Annotated in this window: 24 protein-coding genes; 15 read left to right on the top strand and 9 right to left on the bottom strand. The window is 63.8% G+C overall.

Going from position 1 to position 24,505, the window contains the following annotated elements:
- Position 1: 1 nt before the first annotated feature.
- The 3 genes from G6N67_RS09080 to pdxS are packed head-to-tail and all read right to left on the bottom strand — an operon-like array spanning position 2 to position 3,063.
- On the bottom strand, positions 2–736 hold the full coding sequence (locus G6N67_RS09080; RefSeq protein WP_036432769.1) for a gamma-glutamyl-gamma-aminobutyrate hydrolase family protein: 735 nt from the start codon (positions 734–736) through the stop codon (positions 2–4).
- Positions 737–742: 6 nt separating this feature from the next.
- On the bottom strand, positions 743–2,116 hold the full coding sequence (locus tag G6N67_RS09075; protein WP_036432771.1) for an aminotransferase family protein: 1,374 nt from the start codon (positions 2,114–2,116) through the stop codon (positions 743–745).
- A gap of 32 nt (positions 2,117–2,148) precedes the next feature.
- The gene (pdxS, locus tag G6N67_RS09070) at positions 2,149–3,063 is read right to left on the bottom strand and encodes a pyridoxal 5'-phosphate synthase lyase subunit PdxS (protein WP_036432772.1); all 915 of its coding nucleotides are present in this window, start codon (positions 3,061–3,063) and stop codon (positions 2,149–2,151) included.
- A gap of 178 nt (positions 3,064–3,241) precedes the next feature.
- On the opposite strand from pdxS, the gene G6N67_RS09065 reads away from it, so the two are divergent.
- From G6N67_RS09065 to G6N67_RS09050, 4 genes are all read left to right on the top strand, one after another.
- Complete coding sequence (locus G6N67_RS09065; RefSeq protein ID WP_036432774.1) at positions 3,242–4,258, top strand: phosphotriesterase family protein; 1,017 nt, start codon at positions 3,242–3,244, stop codon at positions 4,256–4,258.
- A gap of 142 nt (positions 4,259–4,400) precedes the next feature.
- Positions 4,401–5,603, top strand: coding sequence for a type I glutamate--ammonia ligase (locus G6N67_RS09060; protein WP_235684115.1), 1,203 nt, complete (start codon positions 4,401–4,403; stop codon positions 5,601–5,603).
- Positions 5,596–7,005, top strand: coding sequence for an APC family permease (locus G6N67_RS09055; protein WP_036432776.1), 1,410 nt, complete (start codon positions 5,596–5,598; stop codon positions 7,003–7,005). The genes G6N67_RS09060 and G6N67_RS09055 overlap by 8 nt, the downstream gene beginning before the upstream one ends.
- Before the next feature lie 83 nt (positions 7,006–7,088).
- Positions 7,089–7,859, top strand: coding sequence for a FadR/GntR family transcriptional regulator (locus G6N67_RS09050; protein ID WP_051578710.1), 771 nt, complete (start codon positions 7,089–7,091; stop codon positions 7,857–7,859).
- Between the two features lie 14 nt (positions 7,860–7,873).
- Here the strand turns inward: G6N67_RS09050 and G6N67_RS09045 are convergent, their stop codons facing one another.
- On the bottom strand, positions 7,874–8,437 hold the full coding sequence (locus tag G6N67_RS09045) for a TetR/AcrR family transcriptional regulator (RefSeq protein WP_230022840.1): 564 nt from the start codon (positions 8,435–8,437) through the stop codon (positions 7,874–7,876).
- Between the two features lie 362 nt (positions 8,438–8,799).
- Between G6N67_RS09045 and G6N67_RS09040 the strand changes: the two genes are divergently transcribed.
- From G6N67_RS09040 to G6N67_RS09020, 5 genes are read left to right on the top strand one after another with little or no spacing between them, the layout of a single operon-like run.
- Entirely contained in the window at positions 8,800–10,164 is a 1,365-nt protein-coding gene (locus tag G6N67_RS09040; RefSeq protein WP_063835116.1) for an FAD-dependent oxidoreductase, read from the top strand.
- Positions 10,152–10,598, top strand: a complete 447-nt coding sequence (locus G6N67_RS09035; RefSeq protein ID WP_036432780.1) for a flavodoxin domain-containing protein — start codon at positions 10,152–10,154, stop codon at positions 10,596–10,598. The genes G6N67_RS09040 and G6N67_RS09035 overlap by 13 nt, the downstream gene beginning before the upstream one ends.
- A 60-nt stretch (positions 10,599–10,658) precedes the next feature.
- Positions 10,659–12,170 carry an APC family permease gene (locus G6N67_RS09030; protein ID WP_036435554.1) on the top strand — a complete coding sequence of 504 codons (1,512 nt, stop codon included), beginning with the start codon at positions 10,659–10,661 and terminating at the stop codon, positions 12,168–12,170.
- A gap of 44 nt (positions 12,171–12,214) precedes the next feature.
- On the top strand, positions 12,215–13,423 hold the full coding sequence (locus G6N67_RS09025; protein WP_036432782.1) for a cytochrome P450: 1,209 nt from the start codon (positions 12,215–12,217) through the stop codon (positions 13,421–13,423).
- 28 nt (positions 13,424–13,451) lie between these two features.
- A complete protein-coding gene (locus tag G6N67_RS09020; protein WP_036432784.1) occupies positions 13,452–13,814 on the top strand; it encodes a cupin domain-containing protein in 363 nt (120 codons plus the stop codon).
- Between the two features lie 93 nt (positions 13,815–13,907).
- Here the strand turns inward: G6N67_RS09020 and G6N67_RS09015 are convergent, their stop codons facing one another.
- From G6N67_RS09015 to G6N67_RS09005, 3 genes are all read right to left on the bottom strand, one after another.
- Positions 13,908–14,501, bottom strand: coding sequence for a class I SAM-dependent methyltransferase (locus G6N67_RS09015; RefSeq protein ID WP_230022843.1), 594 nt, complete (start codon positions 14,499–14,501; stop codon positions 13,908–13,910).
- A 195-nt stretch (positions 14,502–14,696) separates the two neighbouring features.
- A complete protein-coding gene (locus G6N67_RS09010; RefSeq protein WP_036432788.1) occupies positions 14,697–15,332 on the bottom strand; it encodes a DUF1361 domain-containing protein in 636 nt (211 codons plus the stop codon).
- Between the two features lie 147 nt (positions 15,333–15,479).
- Positions 15,480–16,229: an SDR family NAD(P)-dependent oxidoreductase gene (locus G6N67_RS09005; protein WP_036432791.1), complete on the bottom strand. Its 750-nt coding sequence runs from the start codon at positions 16,227–16,229 to the stop codon at positions 15,480–15,482.
- Positions 16,230–16,281: 52 nt separating this feature from the next.
- Between G6N67_RS09005 and G6N67_RS09000 the strand changes: the two genes are divergently transcribed.
- A complete protein-coding gene (locus G6N67_RS09000; protein ID WP_081812524.1) occupies positions 16,282–17,094 on the top strand; it encodes a FadR/GntR family transcriptional regulator in 813 nt (270 codons plus the stop codon).
- A 41-nt stretch (positions 17,095–17,135) separates the two neighbouring features.
- On the opposite strand, the gene G6N67_RS08995 is transcribed toward G6N67_RS09000, so the two are convergent.
- Together G6N67_RS08995 and G6N67_RS08990 are read right to left on the bottom strand one after the other, a co-directional pair.
- Entirely contained in the window at positions 17,136–17,510 is a 375-nt protein-coding gene (locus G6N67_RS08995; protein ID WP_036432795.1) for a Rid family hydrolase, read from the bottom strand.
- Positions 17,511–17,530: 20 nt separating this feature from the next.
- Complete coding sequence (locus tag G6N67_RS08990) at positions 17,531–18,793, bottom strand: alanine racemase (RefSeq protein WP_036432797.1); 1,263 nt, start codon at positions 18,791–18,793, stop codon at positions 17,531–17,533.
- Between the two features lie 98 nt (positions 18,794–18,891).
- On the opposite strand from G6N67_RS08990, the gene G6N67_RS08985 reads away from it, so the two are divergent.
- The 5 genes from G6N67_RS08985 to G6N67_RS08965 all read left to right on the top strand — a co-directional run bounded on the left by G6N67_RS08985 (position 18,892) and on the right by G6N67_RS08965 (position 24,465).
- Positions 18,892–19,644: an SDR family NAD(P)-dependent oxidoreductase gene (locus tag G6N67_RS08985; protein WP_036432799.1), complete on the top strand. Its 753-nt coding sequence runs from the start codon at positions 18,892–18,894 to the stop codon at positions 19,642–19,644.
- 47 nt (positions 19,645–19,691) lie between these two features.
- Complete coding sequence (locus G6N67_RS08980; RefSeq protein ID WP_036435556.1) at positions 19,692–20,612, top strand: hypothetical protein; 921 nt, start codon at positions 19,692–19,694, stop codon at positions 20,610–20,612.
- On the top strand, positions 20,609–21,499 hold the full coding sequence (locus tag G6N67_RS08975) for an SMP-30/gluconolactonase/LRE family protein (protein WP_036432800.1): 891 nt from the start codon (positions 20,609–20,611) through the stop codon (positions 21,497–21,499). The genes G6N67_RS08980 and G6N67_RS08975 overlap by 4 nt, the downstream gene beginning before the upstream one ends.
- Positions 21,500–21,583: 84 nt before the next feature.
- A complete protein-coding gene (locus tag G6N67_RS08970; RefSeq protein WP_163642153.1) occupies positions 21,584–23,005 on the top strand; it encodes an aldehyde dehydrogenase family protein in 1,422 nt (473 codons plus the stop codon).
- Positions 23,006–23,019: 14 nt separating this feature from the next.
- On the top strand, positions 23,020–24,465 hold the full coding sequence (locus G6N67_RS08965) for a serine hydrolase domain-containing protein (RefSeq protein ID WP_051578713.1): 1,446 nt from the start codon (positions 23,020–23,022) through the stop codon (positions 24,463–24,465).
- Positions 24,466–24,505: the final 40 nt, after the last annotated feature.

Raw genomic sequence — 24,505 nt, 5'->3', positions numbered from 1 at the left:
GTCAGTGGTTTCCTCCGAGGGCATGTGCTGCGGTGCTGATGAAATCGGTGAGAGCGTGTTGCAATTCGTCGACCTCTGGATGCCATTGCACGCCAAGCGCGTACCGATGGCCCGGCCATTCGATTGCTTCGGGTAGCTGGTCGGGTAGCGATCGTGCGGTGACCACGGCACCGTGCCCGAGCCGGTCCACGCCCTGGTGATGGTGTGAGTTCACGGTCTGAATGCCGCTGCCGCACAACTTGGCCGCGTGGGTGTCGCAATCCACCTCTACTTCGTGGAAGGTCTGGTGATCGAGCCGTCCCGGGCTCGGCCGGTGTTCGGCGTACCCGGCGTCGAGTAGGTGTTGATGCAAGGTTCCGCCTGCCGCGACGTTGAGAATTTGCATGCCACGGCACACGCCCAATACCGGCATGTCACGTCGCATCGCCTCCCGTGCCAGCACCAGTTCGAATTCGTCACGCAATGGTTCGGTTGCCTCGGTGCGGCCGGTGTCCGTCGCGCCATACGAGGACGGCTCGACATCGACGCCACCGATCAACAGCAGGCCGTCGATGCGGTCGACGATCGTCCCGGGCTTCTCGATCGCCCGGGTGTCGGGTACCAGGCCGAGTGGGATCCCGCCTGCGGCATGGATCTTGGCGAGGTATGTCGCGGGAATGATCACCGCCTGCTGGCTCCAGAAGCCCCAGCTGGCGTTTTCGAACGCCGTGCAGACGCCGATGACAGGTGCCGTCATGTCACATCAGCCGATCTCATCGGCGAACTTGGCCTCTGCTTCGGTGAGGCAGCGGTCGACGATCTCGATGGCGCGCTCGGCTTCGGCACGGGTCAGAACGAACGGTGGCGCGAGGTGCAGAACGTCCCATACCCGCGTCACGAGCCCCTCTTCCTGGGTCCGCAGGGCCAGATGCTTGATGAAGCGATGCGACGTGCCCCACGCCTCTCGCGTCGACTTGCTCTTGACGAAGTCGATTGCGCACAGCAGCCCCTTGCCGCCCCTGACATCACCGACGGTGGGATGGCTGCGCAACTGCTGGGCCAACTCGAACAAGTAGTCGCCCATTTCCGCCGAACGGTCGACCAGGTTTTCGCGCTCTAGGATCTCGATGTTCTTCAGCGCGGCGGCAGCTGCCACAGCGTGGCCGCCGAACGTGATCAGATGGCCCAGCGCGTTGCCGTCGGGGCGGAAATCGTCGAAGATCGACGACCGCACCGCCACCGCTGCGACAGGTGCGTAGCCACTGGAAAGGCCTTTGGCCATCGTCATGATGTCGGGAACCACGCCATAGTGCTCGGCGGCGAACACCTTGCCGGTGCGTCCCCACCCGGTGATGACCTCGTCCATGATGAGCAAAACGCCGTAGCGGTCGCAGATTTCGCGCAGCATCTGCCAGTACACGGGGCTGGGCAGATGAGTGCCGTTGGCGACGGAGATCGGTTCGCCGATCACCGCGGCCACATGTTCGGGGCCTTGGATCAGGATCTCCTGCTCGACGTAACGTGCGCACATGATGTCGCCGGCCTCGCCCTCGAGCCCGAAATCGTTGCGATAGTGGTTGGGGTTCGGCACTTTGCTTACTCCGGCCATGAACGGTCCGAAGTACTTCTCACTGGCGCTGCCGGTGAGGCTCGCGGCACCGAACGTGGTGCCGTGGTACGAGCCGCGACGCGCAATGATCTTGTAGCGCTTGCCGAATCCTCGCATCACTTGCACCTGCTTGGCGATCTTCATCGCACTTTCCACGGCTTCGGACCCACCCGAGCACAGGAACACCCGGTCGAGGTCGCCGGGGGTGAGGGAGGCGATCTTGTCAGCCAGCGCGATTGCCGCCGGATTCGCTGCGTTGGACGCTGCGGTGTAGGCGATCTTGCGGGCCTGCTCGGCCATGGCTTCGCCGATCTCGGTGCGGCCATGACCGGCCGCGACCACGAAGAGTCCGGCCAGACCGTCGATGTATTCCTTGCCGTGCACGTCGATCAACGTCGCGCCGCGGCCTTCGACGAACACCCGCAGTCCGCCCTGGATCAGTTCATCCCATTCCAGGTCATTGCTGTGCAGCCAAAGGTGGTCGAGCGCGGCGGATTCGAGCGGGTGCCGATTCTGGACCAACGTCATAATCTGTTCCTTTCCTTGGGGTTTCAGTCCCATTACCAGCCGCGTTGGGCGAGTCGGTGGGGGATGGGGATGTCGTCGACGTTAATGCCGACCATGGCTTCGCCGAGGCCGCGGGACACCTTGGCCAGCACGTCGGCGTCGTCGTAGAACGTGGTGGCCTTGACGATCGCTGCCGCCCGCTCGGCCGGGTTGCCCGACTTGAAGATCCCGGATCCGACGAACACGCCCTCGGCGCCGAGCTGCATCATCATCGCCGCGTCGGCGGGCGTCGCGATACCACCGGCGGTGAACAGCGTGACGGGCAGCTTTCCGGCCCGCGCCACCTCCACCACCAGGTCATACGGGGCCTGCAGTTCCTTGGCCGCCACGTAGAGCTCGTCCTCGCTCATCGAGGTCAACCGGCGGATCTCGCCACCGATCTTGCGCATGTGGGTGGTCGCATTGGAGACGTCGCCGGTGCCGGCCTCACCCTTGGAACGGATCATCGCCGCGCCTTCGGTGATCCGGCGCAGCGCCTCCCCCAGGTTGGTCGCGCCGCACACGAACGGCACCGTGAAGCGCCACTTGTCGATGTGGTTGGTGTAGTCGGCCGGGGTCAGCACCTCCGACTCGTCGATGTAGTCCACGCCCAGGCTCTGCAGGATCTGCGCCTCGACGAAATGCCCGATTCGGGCCTTGGCCATCACCGGGATGGTCACCGCATCGATGATGCCCTCGATCATGTCGGGATCGCTCATGCGCGACACCCCGCCCTGGGCGCGGATGTCGGCAGGAACCCGCTCCAGGGCCATCACCGCCACCGCACCCGCCCCTTCGGCGATGCGGGCCTGCTCAGGCGTGACGACGTCCATGATCACGCCGCCCTTGAGCATCTCAGCCATCCCGCGCTTCACCCGCGCGGTACCGACCGCGAGTGGTGACGAGTTGGATTGATTGGATTGCGACACGATCCATTTTCTACCCTGGCGCCGGCGGCTCGTCAAGATGTGGCGCTGCTCGCTCAAAACGCGTTCATTGCCAGGATGTTTCGTCCCTGCATGGGCACACCGCGGAGGCCCGGGTATTGCCAAGCTGCGAACGGTCTGATAAAAAGGCGCTCACCAAACTCCATTTAAGGATGTTGCGATGCCGATCCACACAGTCCTTGGGCCGATCAAACCGTCCGAACTGGGCGAGACAAGCATGCACGAGCACCTGCTGATCGACGGCCGTGTCTGGTACGAACCAGCACGCGAACCTGTGCCGGAGCCGCCGGAGGTCAGCCTCGAAAGCTTGGGTTTCGTGCACTGGAACCTAGTCAGCCTCGAGGACAATCTGCTGATCGACGATGTCGATTTGGCTGTGCGAGAACTCGATCATCTGGCGACCGTGCCGAATGCGGGGCTGGTTGATCTCACCAACATCGGCCTCGGCCGCCGGATCGAAGACCTCGTGACCATCTCCAAACGCGCCGGTGTACACGTCATGAGCGGATGTGGCTTCTACATCCATGATTCTCACCCCGACTACGTCGAACAGTGGAGCGTGGATCAATTGGCCGAACTGTTGATCGCGGAGCTTCGCGAAGGCGTGGACGGGACCGGCATCAAAGCAGCCCTCATCGGTGAGATCGGCACCAGTTCGCCGGTCACCGAGCGGGAGAAGAAGGTGATCGCCGCGGCGGGAACTGCCGCGGTGGAGACCGGAGCAGCAGTGAGCATCCATCTTGAGCCGCGTGGCGCCGAAGCGCTCAATGTCCTGAAAATACTTCTTGCTCAAGGTATGTCGACCGACCGCGTGATCATGGGGCATCTCGATGAACACCTCGACAAGGGCTATCACGCCGATGTTGCGCAATCCGGAGTGGCCATGGCATTCGACACATTCGGATCAGACTTCTATTACAGCGGATTGTTCAAGGATCCCACCGATCTCGAACGAATCGAACACCTCCTACCCCTGCTGTACGAAGGCCACGCCGGCCAGCTCGTGCTGGCCTGTGATGTGTGGACGAAGGCAAATCTCAAGAACTACGGCGGATACGGCTACGACCATCTGCACCGCCGCATCTTGCCGCTACTGCGTGACGAACACGGCGTCAGTGACGACACGATCACCCAAATGATGGTCGAAAACCCCCGCCGATTGCTTGATCGGCCCTGAACCCGTCGACCTGGAGGAAAACAGTTTGTCCACAACCTATGCCGACTCGGCGAGTGCCGACGTCGTGAACGGCCTTCCAGCCGACGCACATTCAGTAGTGCCCCTGTTCCCGGACATTCACGGCAACCTTCGTGGGAAGCTCGTGGATCCCAGGATTATCAGTTCTGGCCAGGCGCTCACCAAGGGTATTCCGACAACGGACCTGCTGCTGGCGGTCGATCCGCTTGACGAGCCGATCACCACGCTCGCCACCATGGGGCTCAAAGCCGGTGCGAAAGACCTGCTTCTGCGCCCCGATCTCACCACGCTTCGGCCGTTGCCGTGGTTCCCGGCCGCGTATCTCCTGCTGGGAGATCTCCACGAGACCAGCGGGGCGCCGTGCGCCGCCAGTCCGCGCCAGGTTCTCCGCAACGCCCTTGACGCGCTCGCGAGTCATGGACTGAAACTGAAGGCCGCCTTCGAATTCGAGTTCAGGCTGTTCCGAGAAGGTACGTGGGAGCCGGCCACCGCCGGCCTGAGTTACAGCCCACTGACACTGTCGCACGTTGCCGAGTTCATCGGCACGCTCCGGCGGTATGCCGGCGACCTGCAGCTTGGCCTGTCCGTGGTGCACAGCGAGGGTGCACCGGGGCTGATCGAGGTCAACGTCGACCCACAGGACGGTCTGGCTGCCGCAGACACCGCGGCGCTGCTGCGGCTGGCCGCAACGGAGGCCGCTCGCCGTCACGGGCTGTCCGCCAACTTCATGGCGAAACCAGTTGCCCACGAGGAAGGTTCGAGTGCACATGTGCACTTCTCGATGTGGGACGAAGTCGGAGGCAACGCGCTGAGTTCGGCCGCGCAGGATCCGGACGACGAGTTCTACCGGCGCGCAGCCTGGGGAATGCTCGTCCATCTGCCCGCGCTCAGCCTGATCTACAACCCCACGATCAATTCCTACAAGCGGCTCGTCCCAGGTTACTTCGCACCTGTCAGTGCGGCCTGCGGACCCGACGACCGTTCGTTTGCGCTCCGCGCGCTCTTGAAGAGTCCGGCAGCGAGCCGATTCGAACTCAGGCGCCCCGGCGCAGACTGCAACCCGTACCTGACCCTGGCAGCCATCGCAGCGTCGGTGCATCTCGGCTTGCTGGACCGGTCTGTGCCTGACCGTGGCCAACTCGACCGGCACGACGGCGTCCTGCCCACGAGCCTCGAGGGCGCGATCATTGAATTCCGCAGGCGGGATGGGCGTTTGGACCAGGTTCTCGGAACCGAGTTCTGCACGCACTACCTGCACACCCGGGAATGGGAACTGCACGCATGGCAGAACTCCGTCACGGAATGGGAGAGGCAGCGCTATGCCTGATCGCTCGTCGAAGACGACAACTGAGGCCGCAGCCAAAGCCGAACGCTATGAACAGGAACTGAGCCGCAGCCTCGGCCTGTGGGGGAACGTGGCGTTGTGCGTCGCGGCGATCACACCGGCGGTCGGCGTCTTCGCGATCGCCCCGATCCTGCTGAACATGGCAGGAACCGGTGCGGTATGGGCCCTGGTTGTCGCGGGCTTTCTCGGCCTGTCGATGGCAGCGTGTTACGGGGAGCTTGGCAGCGCCTATCCGATCGCCGGTGGAGACTATTCCGTCGTGTCCCGGACACTCGGGAACGCGGCAGGCTTTGTGTCCCTGATCTTTACCGGACCGGTGTGCGCGTTCTTGATACCCGCGGTGGTCGCGTTGACCATCGCCACCTATCTCAACGTCGTCGTACCGCTGGACGCACGCTGGGTCGGCGCGGCGGTGATCGCCGTCGGAACCGTGATCGCCATTCTCGGAGTCCGGTTGAGTGCGCGGCTCGTCGGTCTGCTGCTCGCGGTCGAACTGCTGGTCGTAGTCTTCGTGACCGCCCTGGGCTTCGCGAGGACGCAGCATTCACTGGCCGAGGTACTGACGCCCACCGTGTTCGGCCCCGACGGACCTCAGTCCTTGGCCGTGGGCGCACTTCTGGCGGCGGTGGCCGTCGCGGCATTCACTTACAACGGTTTTCAAGGCGCACTTCTGTTCTCCGAGGAGACATCCGGCGGCGGACGCAACATTGCCCGCTCGGTGTTCATCTCGCTGGCCGTGGCCGTATCGTTCGGTGTCATCCCGGTTCTCGGCGGCCTTCTGGGCGCCCGGTCGCTCGCAGAATTCACCACGTCACCGACACCGTGGCAGCAGTTCCTCACCGATACCGGAGGCGAGCTGTTCAACACGATCGTCAGCCTCGGTATCGCACTGGCCGTGGTCAACGGAGTCATGGCGCTGACCCCGTACTTCGCTCGGGTGATCTACAGCTCGGGGCGCGACATGATGTGGCCGGCGCCTGTCAGCCGGGCGCTGGCAAGAGTGCACCCGCGGTTCGAGACACCCTGGGTGGCAACGCTTGTCATCGGAGTCGCCGGCGTCATCCTGATCTTGACGATGGATGTCGAGGCCATGGCGACTGTGATCGGGACCGTGATCGCCCTTGAGATGATTCTCGTTGCGCTGTCGGCGACCGTCAGCAGGGTTCGCTTTCCTGAACTGGTCCGTCCGTATCGCATGCCGCTGTGGCCGGTCGCGCCGGTGTCGGCGATCGCGCTGGCTATCGTCGTACTCGTCGAGCAGACCCGAAAAGACCAGCTCACCGCGGCCGTCATCGTCGTGGTATCGCTGCTGTACTACGCCTGCTACCTCCGGCCGCGGAAGGCGACGCACATGAAATTGCTGGACCCGGCCGAGGCCGACTGAGGAGCCCAGCGGACATGTCGAGCAGTGGCGGCTGGGTAGCATTGTGCGATGAGCCATCGCAGCCGAATGGATCGGCTGAGCACATGAGTCTCGTGATCAGCGGGATATCGAGCGGGACGGTTTCACTGCCGCCCAGCCACGTCGACGTCAACCGGTACGTGGCCGATCTCGTCCGCCGGGAGATCCGCCTCGGACTGCTGCCCCCCGGCTCGGCGTTGCCGTCAGAACGTGATTTTGCCGAGATGCTCGGCGTAGGCAGAACTCCTGTTCAACTCGCCTTCCGTCAGCTGCACGCGGAAGGTCTCATCGAGCGGCGCCGCGGACGCAATGGCGGGGCGTTTGTTCGCGGCGCCGGCGAGGACGAGTCGCGTTTCCACGACGTCATCATGGAAGCCATCAAGAACCGCGACGAGATCCGTCTGGCAATGGAATATCGGTGCCTGGTCGAACCTGCGGTGTCACGGCTCGCGAGTGAACGTCGCACGGCGACCGAACTCAACGAGTTGGAGGCCGCGCATTCGTTGCTGCAGGAGGCGTCTGACGATGCGTCATTCATGAGAAGTGACGCGGTCTTCCACCTCACCCTGGCTCATATCACCGCGAACCCGTTCCTGATACGCGGCATCGAAGAATCCCGGCAGTGTTGCCATCCCGCGTTGGCGCTGTTGCCCGAAGGCGGCACGTTCCATGAGGCCACCATCGTCGAGCACCAAGAGGTGTTGGAGGCTGTGCATGCGCGAAAACCCGATGACGCCGAGCGCGCGATGAGCGCCCACGTCCAACGCAGCATGTGGAGTGTGCAAAAGCTGCTCGCGACGCTCAAGGATCGGCACACCGAATCTTCGGTGCAGTGATGACGCGCTCTGTGTCACTCTCCGGAGTAGCCGGCAAAGTAGTCGACGAGCATTCTCCTGGCCTCGGCGATGGTGGCGGGATCACCTTCGGGGTGGTCGGTGAATGCCAACTGGAACAGCCTTTCGACGGCGTGCATGGCAACCCTGCACTGCAACGCGGTAAGCGAGTCGAACAGTGGTGTGTGCCTTCTGAATTCGGCCAGCACGATGTTCGCGAAGTCGTCTATCGCCAGGTGGTCGAGATGTCTGACCCGATGCGTGAGGTTCTGGCGCACCCACAGCTCCCGGATCAACGGAATCCGGTGCTCGGCAGTGTAGAAGTCGATGACGGCATCGACGATCTCGATCCACCTGTCACCGGGCCGGTTGCGAAGCGCCTCCTCGAAAGCGACGGCCGACTGTTGGATGCGCTGGTATGAGAGTTCGTCGAGCACCCGTTCCGGCGTCTCGAAGAAGGCGTAGAACGAACCGCGGCTGACTCCCGACTTGTCCAGCAACAGCGTCGGGGATCCGACGACCGCTTCGTAGCCGACCTCTTCGACAAGCTCCGCCGCCGTGTCGAGGATCCGCTGAATCATCGCCCTGGACCGTTCTTGAAGCGGCCGCTTTCGTAATCCGCCGGCAAGTTCGTGATGCCAGGCGGTGCTGACCGTCGGACTCACGGACTGTGTCACCTGTGCCCCCAGTTCATCGCTCTCTCTGCGCCCATGTGGCGTCGGTAACGCGAGTGTAACCAGGTCGCGATCCCAGTCGTGTTACCGGTCAGTTGACAGGGTCTCACGGTTTGCATCTGTTCGCGCGTAACCGGTGTGTAAATGAGGTTTCCACCTATGGACATGTGCCATTGACGGAACTATATTTGTGACATACGCGACTGGAGTCGCGTCTCTAGTTCAAGTTTCATATCTCCGGCATTCGCCCTCCCTTCCGAGGTGAACCAATGTATGACGCCACCCTTGTCGCCGCCCGAGCGTTGCCACCGGACCCGCCACGTCCGGCAATCGCTGTCGTCGGCAGCGGGCCTTCTGGCTGCTACGTCGCTCAGTTCATGGCCAAACAGTGGCCGCATTCCGAGATCACGATCTTCGAATCGCTGCCCGCCCCGTATGGCCTCATCCGCTACGGCGTCGCAGCTGACCACCAGGGCGCGAAAGGGGTAGCGCGCCAGTTTGATCGGATGTTCACCAAGGGCGGGGTGCGGTTCGTCGGCAACGTGTCGGTTGGACGTGACATCGAGTTCGAGCAGTTGACGCGCAACTTCGACATCGTTGTCCTGGCAACCGGTCTCCCGGAGGACAAGACGTTGGACATCCCTCAAGCGTCGGGGATTCGCGTAGTCGGCGCAGGCGCACTTCTGCGCGCACTCAACGGTTTTCCGGTCCGGCAGCTGCCTCGGGACGAGACGGGCGCTCATGTCTCGCTGGGGCGCCGGCTGGCGGTCGTCGGCATGGGCAACGTAGCCGTCGATGTCGTGCGGTTGCTGTCGAAAGGTCATGACGGCTTCGTCGGGTCTGACATCGACGACGAGATGCTGAGGCAACTGCGCCCGACGCCGCCCGAAACCATCGACGTCATCAGCCGATCGCCGGTGACCGAGGCCAAATGTGACCTCGCGATGCTGCGCGAAGTGGTGTCGTTGAGCAACGTCGACATCGGTGTGAGCGGGCTCCGCGACGACGACGGTGGCGCCGTGGCAGATTTGTTGCGTCCGTACAGGTATACGGGATGTGCGGCGCAGCCGGGTGTCGATCCCGGGCGCACGCGGTTGCGCCTGCATTTCGGCGTCACGCCCGAACGCATCGAGAACAGCCACGGCTGCACGCTATTGCATGCCCGGCGCCGATACGGGGACCGCCAACCGGTGGGCTTCGCTGTCGACACGGTGATCACTGCAGTCGGATTCACGGGCGGCCGCCCCGATGATCAATGCTGCCCATCGGAGACCTGGACAGGTGCGAACGTCTATCGCGTCGGCTGGCTGAGCCGCGGCGCGCGAGGGACCATTCCGGAAAACCGCAAGGACGCGCAGCGGCTCGTCGCCGAAATCGTCAAGGATGTCGAATCGCGACGAATCCGTTTGGGGAGTATCGGATTTCGAGCGATCAAACCGGCCGTCAGCGGCCGTGCGATCAGCTTTACCGGCTGGCAACGCATCGAGGCCTACGAGCGTCGGTCTGCACACGCCGGTCGTTGTCGCCGCAAGGTCGTTGACCTCGAGCAGATGATCGAGATCGCGGCGACGACAAACCCCACAATCCTCGAACACGAACAATCCGACAGGAAGGCCAACGCATGGACACGGTGACGATTCTCTTCGGCACGGAATCTGGGAACTCGGAGATGGTGGCCGATGACATCTCGAAGTCTCTGGAAGACAATGGGATCAAGAACGAAGTCTTCGACATGGAGGGCTACGACGTCGGCGATCTCGGTACGCAGAGCATGGTCATCATCGTCTCGTCAACGTACGGCGAAGGGGATCTGCCCCAAACTGCGCTGCCGTTCTTCAACGCACTCAACGACGTCAAGCCCGATTTGTCGTCGACCCGGTTCGCCGCATTCGGGCTCGGTGACAGCACCTATGACACCTACAACCGCGGTATCGCGACCCTCGTCTCTGCATTCATCGATCTGGGTGCAACGCAAGTCGGAGAGACGGGCCGACACGACGCCGACAGCGGACTCGACGCATCTGACGTCGCCGTCCTCTGGGCCAACGACCTCTTCGCGACTGCCTGAGCCTGACCCCAATCCCTCCGATTCCGCATCCCGTCAACACTTCACATGAAAGACAAGGACATGACCGAAAACCAGATGGCGGCCGATCCGCCCGTGGCGCCGGCCGGCGGCGGCACTTCTGAAACCGGCCTCTCAGGAAACATGGGGGTGAGCTCGCTGATGCTCACCGTTCTGGCGTTCTCTGCCCCCATCGCCGCCGTCGCCGGCTTCATCCCGTTCGCCATCATGTTCGGCGGCGAGGGCGCGACTCTCGTGTTCGCCATCGCGACCATCAGCATGCTGTTGTTCGCGGTCGGCTACGTGACGATGACACGATGGCTGCCCAAGCCCGGATCGTTCTACGCATTCATCAGCGCGGGTATCGGAAAGGTGACCGGACTGGGAGGCGCATTCCTGGCGGTCGTGTCCTACCTGTTGATACTCAGTGGCTGTTTTGTGTTCATCGGTCTGACCGTGACGGAGCTGGTATCCAGCACGGGGGGAACCGCGAGTCCGTGGTGGCTGTGGGCGATCATCTCCTGGCTCATCGTCAGCACACTGTGTTACTTCCATATCGAGGTGTCCGCCAAGATCCTCAGTGTCGCCATGGTTTTGGAGGTGGCGATCGTGATGGTGTTCAACGTGGCCGTGGTGCTTCGTGGCGGTGGCGCCACCGGATACTCGGCCGCGCCGATCAACCCGGCCAACCTGTCACACGGTGACTTCGGAATCGCGCTGCTGTTCGCGATCATGATCTTCCTCGGGTTCGAGGCCACGGCGTTGTTCCGGGACGAGGTGCGAACCCCCGATAAGACGATTCCGCGAGCGACATACGGTGCTGTGCTTTTCGTGGGCGCGCTGTACACGGTGTCGTGCTACCTATTGACGACGGCCTATGGAACGGGCGCCGTGCAGGCCGCCACCGACGACCCCAAGACGATGTTCCCGAGCGCGATAGGTCATTTCGCCGCGCCCGTATTCACCCAGCTGACGTTCGCGTTCATCATCACCTCCGAACTTGCCGCCGCCATCTCGGTGCATAACGTCACCGCACGCTACATCTACAACCTCGGTGTCGACCGAGCTCTGCCCGCCGCCTTCGCGCGGGTCCACCCACGGCACGGCTCACCCGCGCGCGCGGCGGTCGCTGTCGCGGTGATCGTCGCGGTGCTGGTCGTGCCGCTCGGATTGGCCAACCGTGCGGGCGAAGGGTTGGACGCCCAACTGTTCGGATTGGGCACCGTAGGCGTCTTGGTGCTGATGACCCTCGTCAGCGCAGCCGTGATCGCATGGTTCACCCGTAAGGGAGTCCCGCCGGGCGCCAACCGGTTCAAGTGTTTCGTTGCACCGGCCCTGGCGATCGCCGCGCTCGGCCCGACGGTCGTGCTCGCGGTACTGCACTTCGATCTGGTCGTGGGTGGCGCTCCGGGCCAGAACCTCGGGCTCCTGTTGGTGCTCGCCGCCTCGCTGGTGATAGGTGCGGGCCTCGCCCTGTACTTCCGGTCCGCCAAACCGCAGGTGTTCGCCCGTCTGGGGCGGGCCGACACCGGTGAGGCCGAGCACCTCGACGCCGTCGTCCCCACTCGCATGTGATCACGAAACATCAAGGTATTCACAATATTCGAAAGGATTTCGGCATGACAGTGACCGAGACGCGACCGGCGAGCGACTGTCCGGCGACCCGGGACTATCTCCCGTGGAAGGATCCGGCGCTTCGCATCGACCCCTACCCCTTCTACGCCCGAGCGCAGGCCGAGGCACCGGTTTCCAGGGATGAAGACGGCACCTTCGTCCTCACCAAGTTCGAAGATCTCATGCACTACGGTCGTCTCCCGTCGGTGATCATCGCACCGGAGTGGGAGAAGGCGGGGGCCTGGCGCATTCTCAAGGACATGGCCCTTGGGCATGACGAACCCGATCACACCCGGCTACGTCGATTGACCAGTAAGTGGTTGACCCCCAAGCGGATCCAGGACTGGGTCAAGATCACAGCGTCGGTCACCGACGAGATCCTCGATCGCATCGGCGAAGACGGTCTCGTCGACGGATCCGACCTCGCCGTCGAGGCCACCCATGTCACGGTGTGCCGGTTACTGCAGGTTCCCGAAGACGAGATCGACTCGGTCCGCCGAGAGATGCGCAACGCCATGCCCGTGCTCAGTGCCGTTCCCGACGCCGACGACTTCGCAGCTTGTGAACGGGCGCACGAATACCTGCGGGCGCGCACGGCCTTCCTGATCGAGCACAGCCGGGCGAATCCGGGGACCGGGCTGCTCGACTATCTGCTGGATCTGCAGGATCGCGGCGAGATGACCGAGGCCGAAGTCTTTGCCACGACACTGTTCTTCTACTTCGTCGGGCACATGGACGCCAGCTATCTGATCTCGTCCGGCCTGCATCTCTTCACCCGCAGGCAGGACATCTTCGACGCGTTCCGCGCCGAACCTGACGTGCGGCAGGCCATCGTCACCGAGCTCGTCCGCTTCGATGCGCCGGAACCGGTGATCACCCGAACGACGACCGAAGACTTGGTCATCCGGGGTGTCCTTATCCCCGCCGGCAGCGTTCTGCGTTTGGTGATGGGCGCGGCGAACCGCGACCCGGATGTGTTCGACAATCCGCACGAATTCGACTTCAGGCGTCCGCCAGAGCAATCGCGCAATCTGACGTTCAGCTTCGGCAGCCACAGCTGCCAGGGACGGCTGCTGGCCGAAGCCGAGGTCCGCGTGGTGTGGGAACGCATCGCTGCGCGCTACTCCCGTATCGAACTTGCCGCGCCGCCCGTCATCAAGAACACCGACGCGTCACGGCACTACCACACATTGCCACTTCGTCTGCACCCGTAGCGGATTCACATCAACAAGGAAGGTATCAATGACCACGTCAAGCACTGCATCGGAGACCGCGGTGATCCTCGGTGACGTCAGCTCAGTGGAGCTCGAGGACTGGGGCCCGCTGCCCGAGGCGACCGGCGAGCCGATGGCGACTGCCGGCAAGAAACTGTGGACCGGCGAGGGCATCCGCGAGGTCGGGATATGGCAGTGTGCCCCCGGTCCCTCGCGCTGGGTGTTCGAAACCAACGAAACCATCACCATGCTGGGTGGCCGGATGACCGTCACCGAGGAAGGCGGCGAGCCACACGAAGTGAAAATCGGCGACAACGCAGTTTTCCCCAAAGGCTGGACCGGCACGTGGGACATCCATGAGACCGTGCTGAAGATCTATACGGTCTTCTGAAAAGGCTTCGGCCGCTTAGCCTGCGGGCAGCTATCCGCATCCGCCGGATAGCTGCCCGGGCTCGCCGTCGTCCACGTCTGCTCGCGCAACGTGTTAGCGCGCCGCGTACCCAACCCAACCGCGAAAGGTGAATCCGGCATAGAACTGGCTGATGTCGGTGAATCCCGCGTCCCGTAGCACCTGCATGTCTTCGTCGGGTGTGAGGATGTGCAGTTGCGTGTCGATCGCTGCGCGGGCGGACGCGATGGTCGAAGCATCGATCCCGCCTGCCCGTGCAAAGGCCATATATCTGGACAGCCACACCGCGCGGTCGTCTTCGTTGCGGTGGGGAATGCTGAAGTGCGCGACGACAAACGGGGCTCCTGGCCGCAGCCGCCGGCGTACTTGCTCGACAGTTCGCCTCCGCTCGTCGGCATCGAGAAAGTGCAGTGTCAGGAGGCTGGTCGCCCCGTCGAATGGGGTGGTGGGTGCGTCGTCGATGTAGCCCTGGTGGAGTCGGACCCGCGACAACAGCGGGCCCAGCGTCTCCTCTGCCAGTTGCAGCATCTCGCGCGCCGGGTCGACGCCGTCGAATGACCATGCGGGATGAGCCTGCGCGAACGTTTTGAGTTCCAGGCCGCCGCCGGCACCGAGTACCAGTACTCTTCCGTCGTCCGGTACGTGCTCGGCCAACAGGATCGCCGTCATGCGTTGCATCGCGTCGTATCCGGGAACAACTCGGGGTGGTCGGTCGGCATATGTTGCAACGGAATTCGCATCGGTGAACGGATTCACGGCGGTGTCTCCCCACTGTCGTCTGACTCGATGTCACCGATGCTGGCGACGCGTCAGCAGACTGGCAAGGAGATTTGCCGATAAGGCAAGAAGGACTCGCGCAGAGGCCTAGAGCGCGAGCCCACGCAACGACCACACCGTCAAGTAGGCCAGCCCGAAGAACGCCGCGACGGCCAACGCCACTCCGGTCGACTGCACGTAGGACAGTGGAGAGCGCACCCATTCGAACGTGGCCGCGACGACGGCGTCGGGCCGGGTCACCAGATCCCATGAATTCCACCGCTGGAACCGGCCGATCACCACGCCGACCGCACACAGTCCCACCGACATTATGACCACCAGCCAGCCCCAGACGATGCCGAACGTGCGCTCGATCCGGCTGTGGACGAGCAGAAGTGACACGACGCCCAGCAGGATGCCGGTCCACGCGGCGAATCCGTACTGCAGCACGTGCCGCCACAGCTCGTAGCCTTCGCCGAGATGGACCAGGTCGGTCACCAGGTACGGCGAGTTCGGCAGAAACGCCAGCCAACCCAGACCCAGTGGCAGCAGCAACCAGCGCCGTTCGACCAGGTCGAATCCCACGGCGAAGAACATCGGGACCCAGGCGAGGAACAGATTCCACACCAGGAACTTGGTCGGATAGGACATCGGTGCGGCGGGATCGGTGATCCCGAGTGCGAGTGTCAACGCGGTCGTCGCCATCAGCGAGACGATCAGCAGAATCCCCCGAGCTTCGGTCATGCCGTCCAGTTTGCCGGGTGTGTGAGCACGGCCGGCGCCCTACCCGTGATCACGCCGTGAGGTGCTGGTGTCTGGTGTCCGCTGGTTGATTGGAATTGATCAGCAGCACCGTCCGCGGACATTGGGCGCCCGGAAGAGGTAACAGGCTCAAAAGGTGCTGTACAGGCCTCCGTCGGCGTAGACAACTTGACCCGTGATGTAGGTGTTCTGGCGGCTGGCGAGCCAGGCGACGGGCCGCGCGATCTCATCCGGAGTGGCGGCCCGGCCCAGCGGCAGACGGCCGCTGGAAACGTACCCGTCGGTGAACCATGGTTGCGCCAGGCGCTCGTCGGTGCACATGGCCGTGCGGACGAAACCGGGCGCTACGGCGTTGACGAGTACGCCGCGCCGCGACCATTCCGCGGCCATGGTGCGAGTCGCGTTGTCGAGACCGGCCTTTGACGCGTCGTAGGGCAGGCAGCCGATTGCGCCGGCGCGCCCGTGTATTGATGTGATGTTCACGATGCGGCCGTATCCGCGCTCAAGCATGCGCCGCCCCACAGCAATTGAGAGTTCGAGGGGCGCCACGAGGTTGACCGCGAGCACTCGCTCGATTTCGGGACGTCTCAGGTTCTCTGCAGGGGTATCGACGCTCACTCCGGCGCAGTTGACGAGCACGCCGAATGGCTTGCCGCACGCCGCCTCGGCTTCGTTCACCAGCTGATCCATGTCTGCCGCGACGAGGTCTGCGGTGATCAGATGGTCTTCGGCGCCCAACTCAGTGCTGGTGTTGTCAACGCCGACGACCGTCATTCCGAGGCCCTTGAGCTCTGTGACGATGGCGGAGCCGATTCCGCCGCTGGATCCCGTGACGAGGGCGACGTCGGAGGTTAGGTTAGAATAATCACTGCAGAACATACACTCATAATATCTGTGGACTGGACTGGGACTGACCGGTCCGGAGGGGCAAATGTCGATTTCCTGGGACGATGAAGCTATAGAGCAGGAACGATTGCACGAGCGGGTGGCCCGCAGGATGGCTCGCGACATCGTGTCTGGCCGGATGCAAGAGGGCGACATCGTGCCTCCTGCTGAAGTGATCGCGCAGAAGTTCGCGGTGTCACGCACTGTCGGCCGCGAAGTTTTGCAAGCGTTGTCCGCCGCGGGCCTGATCGACGTCAAACACGGACGCAAGTCGACGGTCGCGCCCGCCAAAGAATGGCGCTTTCTGGAAGACCTTGTGCAGCAGGCCATCTCACGCGAGCAATTGGCAGGCTCGTTGGCCGCCGACCTTTACGAGGTGCGCCGCCTGGTCGAGATCGCGGCCACCGAGATGTGCGCGGCGCGCGCTAGCGACGAACAGCTCGACCACATCGTGGGCCTCGCGCAGCGCATGCATGACGAGGCTGACGACGAAGACGGGCCTCTCGACCTCCGTCGCAGGGTCGCTGAGGATCTTGAGTTCCACGGAGCCATCGCTGACGGTTCGGGCAACTTGGTCCTGGCACGGCTTGTCGCGGACATCCGACGCGAACTGGTCCCCACTTGGGCTGTGGACCAACTGGACCTGAGTGAGGTCCGCGATGTGCACGACGCGCACCTGACCATCGCCAAGGCGTTGCGTAACAGGGACGTGGCGGCGGCTCGCCGCGAAATGGCACGGCATCTGGATTGGTCGATCGGGACAACGCTGCGTCGCGCACTGAGCGCGGAGCAACTCGAAACGGTAGACGACCGCTGGCGGCCGGATTGGCGGACGACCAAAAAGCCCCGGCAACGGTAGCTCAAGGAGACCGTTGCCGGGGGCGGTGAAGCGCAGAGTCGCTACGGGGCCAGAGCGATGGCGTCGATCTCGACCAGGATGTCGCCGAGGCGCGAGCCCACCGTCGTACGCGCGGGGCGATGAGCGCCGAAGCGCTCGCCGAAAACGGAATCGAATTCCGCCCAATCCCGTTCGACGTCTTCGAGGTGGACCGTGACCTTGACGACTTTGTCGAGGTCCGAACCGGCGGCTTGGAGCACGGCATGCAAGTTGTCCAGGGTGCGTCGTGTCTGCTCACCGATACCGGTGCCGATGACATCGCCAGTCTGCGGGTCGACGGGAGCCATGCCAGCGGTGAAGACGAAACCTGACGCGACGACGGCCTGTCCATATGCGCCAGCTGGGCGGGGTGCGAGCGGGGTGCTGATGATGTCCATCGATGATCCTTTCGGTGGGGTTAGAAGTACGTGTGGACGTACCTGACGACGCGGTTCTCGGCGTCGATGACGGGCAGGGCCCGCCATTTGTCCATGGTGGTACAGGGATGTGAAAGGCCCAGTGCGACAACATCCCCGACCGAAAGGCGAAAGTCGGGGCGTATCTCCAGGTAGGCGTGTTGATCGTTGAGTTCTGTTATGGTGCCCGACGCGGTGCGCTCGGTACCTGAATGGGGGTCGATGATGCGTAATGGGATCGGCAGTCCCAGATCGAACCCGATGTCACGGCGTCCAGCATTGAGGATGGCCAGCTGGGCTTCGGGACGCGAAATCACCTGCGCCCAAACCTCCAACGCAGGCCGCAGGCCTGTACTCCACGAGAAGCTGGGCGAACTCGAGGCGTAGAACTCGTGATCGTGCAGCAGGTAACAACCACTGCGCAGCACGGTCGTGACCGGTCGCGTCAACGCCCAGCCGTGGCTGAGTTCTTCGGCCACAAGATCGAAGAACGTGCTCCCGCCACAGCTGACGACAAAGGAATCACGGTCGCAATCAAGCATGCCGGCTGCATCCAGTTCTTCGGCGGTTGCGCGTAATCGGCGCAGATAGGCCGTCACCGCGGTTTCGACTTCAGTCGTCCGCTGCGCGCCGACTGTCCCTTCATATCCCGCGACGCCGGCAACGGACAGTCCCGCGTCGACCGCAGCGCGCGCGACCGTGTGTGCCGACTCCGCGTCCCGCACGCCCGCTCGGCCGCCGAGATGGCCGATCTCGATGAGCATTCCGACTTGGCTTCCGACTCCGGCCAGATGTCGTCCGGCCACCTCGGCTCCCGCGACGGAGTCGATGAACAGATAGAACTCGAACTGCGGATCGTCCTGGAGCTGGCCGCATATCCACCGCAGGAACTCGCTGTCCAGTGACTCCGTGGCCAAAACGAGCCGGCGAGTGCCCCAGGCCCGCGCGTGGCGCACCTGCGATGGTGACCCGACCGTGAATCCCCATGCCCCATGGGACGCTTGCAGCTGCGCGAGCTCCGGTGACATCGCGGTCTTCAGGTGCGGTGCATGCTCGATCCCGAAGCGCTTGCAGACCTCGGCCATAAGCTCGGCGTTGGCGCGCAACGCGGAATCGTGAATCACTGCGACGGGCCACATGAACCCGCTGGCCAGCGCGCTCACTGGCGCGGCATTGAGGTGAGAAGCGTTGTCGGGCAGTCCTTTGTACAGCATGTCGGCGCCGACGTTGGCGATGTCGGCATCGCTCGATGGTTGTGCTGTCAAGGCTCCCTCAGCTTCGTTTAGTAGTCACAGTAGCTTTCATTATCATCATCATATAGTATCTCTTTGTCCAACAAGCTTAGCCGAAGGAGTTCACATACATGGCCGACCGACTTGCCCTCGTCACCGGCGCCGCCTCCGGGATTGGCCGCGCCAGTGTGCAGGCCCTCGTCGAGGCAGGGTGGCAGGTGGCCTTGGCCGACCGCGATCCCGCCGTGGAACACGTCGCCTCGGAAATGGGTGCGGTGGGGACGGTCCTCGACGTACGGGACACCGCTTCCGTTGACGCTTGGGCGAATTCACACCAGGGTGCCGTCGCCCTGGTCAACTCTGCGGGAATCTGCGCCGGTGAATACCTCATCGATTCCACCGATGAGGACTGGAACACGGTCATGGACATCAACCTGATGGGTTCGGTGCGCGTGCTGCGGGCCTTCGCCCGTAACCGCGTTGCTGCAGGCGGCGGCGGAGCGGCCATTCTGATCGCATCGAACAACGCATTCTGGCCGTGCCGCAGTATCAGTCAATACTGCGCGTCGAAGGCGGCCGTGACGATGCTGGGAAAGACTGCAGCGTCCGAACTCGGCGAGCACCAAATCCGCGTCAATGTCGTGGCTCCCGGCGAGACCGACACTCCGATGACCCATGAGGCGCTCGAAGACGAGGACGAGATGCGGGAGATCGTCCGGCGTACGCCGCTCGGCCGCATCGGTTATCCCTCTGATATCGGGGCAGCCGTGCGCATGCTGCTTTCCCCCGACGCATCGTGGATCACCGGCCAGCTGATCTCTGTCGACGGCGGAATCAGTCTGCGTGGCGAGTCTGACCTCAACCCCGTTCACCAGGAAGGCTGAGTTGACCTGTGAACCAAAGTGTCTCGCAAGCCGGCATTGAGACGACATTGCGCGCAGACGCGATTCTGAGCGAATCGGGCATACCTGCCGAACTGATGCCTGCGCAGAGCATTCGACGTTTCAGCGACGGCGCCGATTTCCGCGTCGAAATTCCATCTGTCGAGGGGCCGCAGGTGTTGCGAGCCCTGCTCGACGAGGCGGACCTGCGCGGCGTGACTGTCAACCGAGTCTCACAGGGCAGCGGGGCGATGACCTTGAGCGTCGCCGAGCAGACCGAGATGGCCCATATCGGGGCAGATCGGGCGATAGAGGTGTGCCTGTTCGTCGGTCCCCGCGAGGAATGGGGGATAGCGGCGATGGCGCGCGCCGACGACGGAGGCGCCATGCACGGATCGGTTCGTGGTTTGAGGCAGCTGCGCTACGCCGTCGAGGATGTGTTCCGTTCGATCGAATGCGGCATTCGGAGCTTCTTGATCGCGGATCTCGGACTGCTCGACGTCCTTGTCGGCGCGCAGCGAGCCGGCGCGATCCCCGGTGATGTGGTGTGGAAGGGTTCGGTCCTGTGCGCGCCGTCCAATCCGGCGTCCCTGGCACTGCTGGAGCGCCTTGGCGCCACCACGGTCAACCTCCCGACGGACATGTCTATCCACGAACTCGCCGAGATGCGTGCCGTCACGACAGCCCCGCTCGATCTTTATGTGGAGGCTCCCGACTCGATGGGCGGAATCGTGCGGGGTGAACAACTCGCCGACCTGGTGCGCGTCAGCAGGCCCTTGTACGCGAAATTCGGCCTCCGGAATTCGGTTGGGCTGTACCCGAGTGGCTTACACATCGTCGACCAGGCATCCGCCATCGCCCGTGAGAAAGTGCGCCGAGCCGCTGTGGCGCTGGAGTGGGCGGACCGTTGTAGTGGTGGTTTCACGCAGACCGTCGGTGCTGCCGCCGACCTTGGCATTCCCGTGCGATGACCGTGTCGGTCAAACACTGCACCCCGCAGGCCAATTCACCGTGGCATGTTGCGGTGCCGGCCGCGGTGGAGTTGGGGGAGCACCCGCTGTGGGACGTTCGGCGACAACGACTCTTCTGGACCGACTGCGCGGCAGGCACAGTGCATTGCACCGATCTGTCCCATGACACCGTCGTCTGGTCCGCGCCGGACGGTGCGCCCGTCGGGGTAGCGCTGCTGCGCGCGTGTGGCGGGCTTGCGATCGCCACACGCGCGCACGTCGTGTTGCTCGACAACGATGGCCGGGCCGACCGCGCCCCGATCGAGCTGCCGATCGACACCGCGGCTGTCAGGTTCAACGACGGCTCTTGCGATCCCGTCGGGCGGCTACTCGTGGGCACGACCGGAGGCAATGTCGACGGATTGGGAGAGTTGTTCTCTGTCGACGCCGACGGCAGGGTGTGCCGTCTGCTCGGAGATCTCACCGAGGCCAACGGCATTGGATGGTCGCCCGACGGCCGGAGCATGTACTTCGTCGATTCCGGACGTCCCGTGATGTATGTCTTCGACTATGACGTAGGCAGTGGCCGTCTCGGAGAATGCAAGGAGTTCGCGAGGATCGACCCCGAGCTCGGATACCTCGACGGCCTGACAGTCGATGAGGCCGGCAACGTGTGGGTGGCCATCTGGGATGGCGGTCGGTTGCACAGGTACGCGCCGGACGGGCAGTTGCGCGATGTAATCGACGTTCCGGTCAGCCGTCCCACGTGTCCGGCATTCGGGGGTGGCGACCTCCGAACGTTGTACGTCACCACGGCGCGTGGCGACGTCGGCGAACCCTGCGCGGGCCATGTGCTGGCCTCGCCAGGAGCCGGTCGCGGCATCGTGCCGCACCGGTTCGCAGGCTAGGGCACTGCGAGTTGCAAACCGTCACGATGAGAGGGCATATCTATGACATCAGACCCTGAGGGCCAAGGGCCGCGAACGACGCACGTGGGCGGGCTCGTCGATACTTCACCAATCGAGCATGGTGAGCTCATGGAGCGGGCGGTGCAGGCCAGCCATAGCTGGGCTGCCACACCGGGTTACCGCCGCGCCAACGTGCTCCGTGGCATCGCCGAAGCCCTCGACCGTGAGAAGGCGCACCTGGTCGAGATCGCGGATGTCGAAACCTGGCTAGGGACAACACGACTGACTGGCGAGGTCGTCAGGACCACGGCGCAGCTGCGGATGTTCGCTGAAGTGATCGAGCACGGCGCTCATGTCGTTCAACCTGGCGTGACCGTCCCCGGCCATACAGACGGCGAACCGACCGGGCCAGAACTCCGCCGCTGTCACCTGCCCGTGGGGCCCGTCGCTGTATATGCCGCCAGCAACTTCCCGTTCGCATTCAGTGTCGCTGGAGGCGACACCGCGTCGGCATTGGCCGCGGGCTGCCCGGTCGTGGTCAAGGCTCACCCTGCGCATCCAGAGCTCTCATTGCGCACCGCGCGCATCATCGACGACGCAGTGTCGACGGCGGGGGTTGACCCCGGCGTCTTCGCACTGGTCTCCGGTATGGAAGAAGGAACACGGTTGGTACAGGATCCGGTGATCCGCGCAGCCGCATTCACTGGCTCTTCCGAGGGAGGTCGCTCGCTTGCCGACCTTGCCGCAGCCAGACCTGATCCGATTCCGTTCTATGGCGAATTCGGCAGTGTCAACCCGGTTTTCGTGCTACCTGAAGCAGTCGCGGACGTTCCTGGATTCGTCACCGACTACCTTGATTCGCTGACTCTCGGTGGCGGCCAATTCTGCACCAATCCGGGCCTGCTCATCGTACCCCGACAGCTTGATCTGCTGCCGGAAATTGCGCGGCAGATCACGCAGCGGCCCGCTGCGGCGCTGCTGCACGCCGGCATCCAGGCCGCGTTCACAGCGAAGGTCGATCAATTGCGGACCATCCCGGGTGTTACCGTTCATGAGTCGCAGGCACCCGTTCCCGCGGCCGGATTCCACGTTCGCCCGGTTGTCCTCACTGCCGGCAGGCATACGGCCACGCACGACCGTGCGCTGCTCGAACAGGAAGTCTTCGGCCCCGCCGGTGTGGTCGTCGAGTACGAGGACGCCGACGAGTTACTGGCACTGTGCGCGGGTTTGAAAGGCTGCCTTGTCTCGTCGATCCACGCCGGTACCGATTCCACCTTCTTGCGCGAGGTGATCCGTGAGGCGTCCCGGCTTTCGGGGCGCGTTGTCTGGAATTCGTGGCCCACCGGGGTCGCGGTCGCGACAGGGCAACACCACGGCGGGCCTGTGCCCGCCACCTCCAACCCATTTGTCACTTCCGTTGGGCCCGACGCGATCATGCGTTTCCTGCGGCCGATCACTTTTCAGAATCTGCCTCTCGACCTGTTGCCGCCTGAGGCGCAACGATAGCGCCGGGGGCCAATATGCTGGCGGACGCGCAGTCGGCAGTACACAGCCTGGTCAGCGGTCGGGTGACGTCGGAGACAGTGCCTGGCGCGGTGTATGTGGTGTTCACCGCGGATGGCCCCGCGTTCAGCGGTTCGGCCGGTGTCGCCGGGGACGATGGTCGTCTTCCGGGCCTCGACACTGCTTTTCGTATCGCGTCGTGCACCAAGAGCTTTACCGCGGCAGCGGTTCTGCAGCTCCGTGATGCTGGAGTGCTTTCGCTCGACGACCCGGTTGCCAAGTTCATCGACATCGGGCCCTGCGAACTGCCCGGGACGCAGACGGCGCCTCAGGCGGCGACTCTCGGTGCGCTACTGAGCATGTCAGGCGGTTTCGCCAGCGACAACCCTTGGGCGGACCGCCAGGAGTCGATGCCGGAAGATGAATTCACCGCATTGTGCCGGCGCGGTTTCACACTCACCAGCGCTCCAGGAACCCGCTTTGAATACTCGAACCTGGGCTACGCAATGCTCGGTCGAGTCATCAGCCAGGCCAGCGGGATAGGTTACCGGGAGTACGTCACCGACAACCTGCTCCGGCCGCTCGGGTTGTCGCACACCGTATTCGACGCGACGCAGTGCAGGGCTGCGGGAGGCGTCGCCGTCGGTTTTCACCGGGTCGGCAACCAGTGGCGGCAGGCCGCTGTCAGCACGCCCGGCGCGTTCTCGTCGATCGGTGGCCTGTACATGACCGCCAACGAGCTAGCGACGTGGTGTGGCTGGCTGGCGGCCGGCCACCCGTGGGGCGCGACCGGTGATGACGTCCTGGCCGCGCGCAGCCGGCGGGAAATGCAGCGGCTGCACCAACATGACGCGGCACGCGCACAAGATCAAGTCGTCCCGGGCGGCTATGGCTACGGACTAGAGGTCGAACTTCACGACTGCGGAGTCGTGGTGTCGCACCGCGGTGGTTATCCGGGCTTCAGCGCCCAAATGGCTTGGCACCCGCAGACGCAACTCGGAATCGTCATCCTCGAGAACGCATCATATGCGCGGACACCGGCCGTCACGGCACTGCGGCACGTGCTGGCCGCCGAGGGGGTGCCGACCCGGCCCGAAATCTGGCCCGCCACGATCGCGGCCCGCGACGAGGTCGAAAGGCTGTTGGCCCGGTGGGACGACGCCATAGCCGATCGGCTGTTCACCGACAACGTCGACATGGACATGCCGAGACCGCAGCGCCGTTCCGAGGTCATCCGCGCGGCAACGGATATCGGGTTCGACGATGATCACAGACATCGCCACCTTCCGCTTTGCGAGCCCACCAGTACGTCGCCGGCAAACTTGGAGTGGACAGTACGCGGACGTCGCGGCGAGTTGCGCTGCGCGGTGACCCTCACCTCTGGAAATCCGCCGAAAGTGCAGTCGATGACGTTGTTGTCCAAAGAGATTTACGGACAACAGGGTCGAACGGGACGATGTTGACCGCCCGGTCAGCTTCGCAATCAACAGATCGAGTGGATGA

Origin of the sequence: Mycolicibacterium mageritense (genome assembly GCF_010727475.1) — a bacterium.
Classification (GTDB): domain Bacteria; phylum Actinomycetota; class Actinomycetes; order Mycobacteriales; family Mycobacteriaceae; genus Mycobacterium; species Mycobacterium mageritense.
The sequence above is the reverse complement of the archived record's forward strand: the minus strand, read 5'-3'. Positions and strand labels throughout refer to the sequence as shown.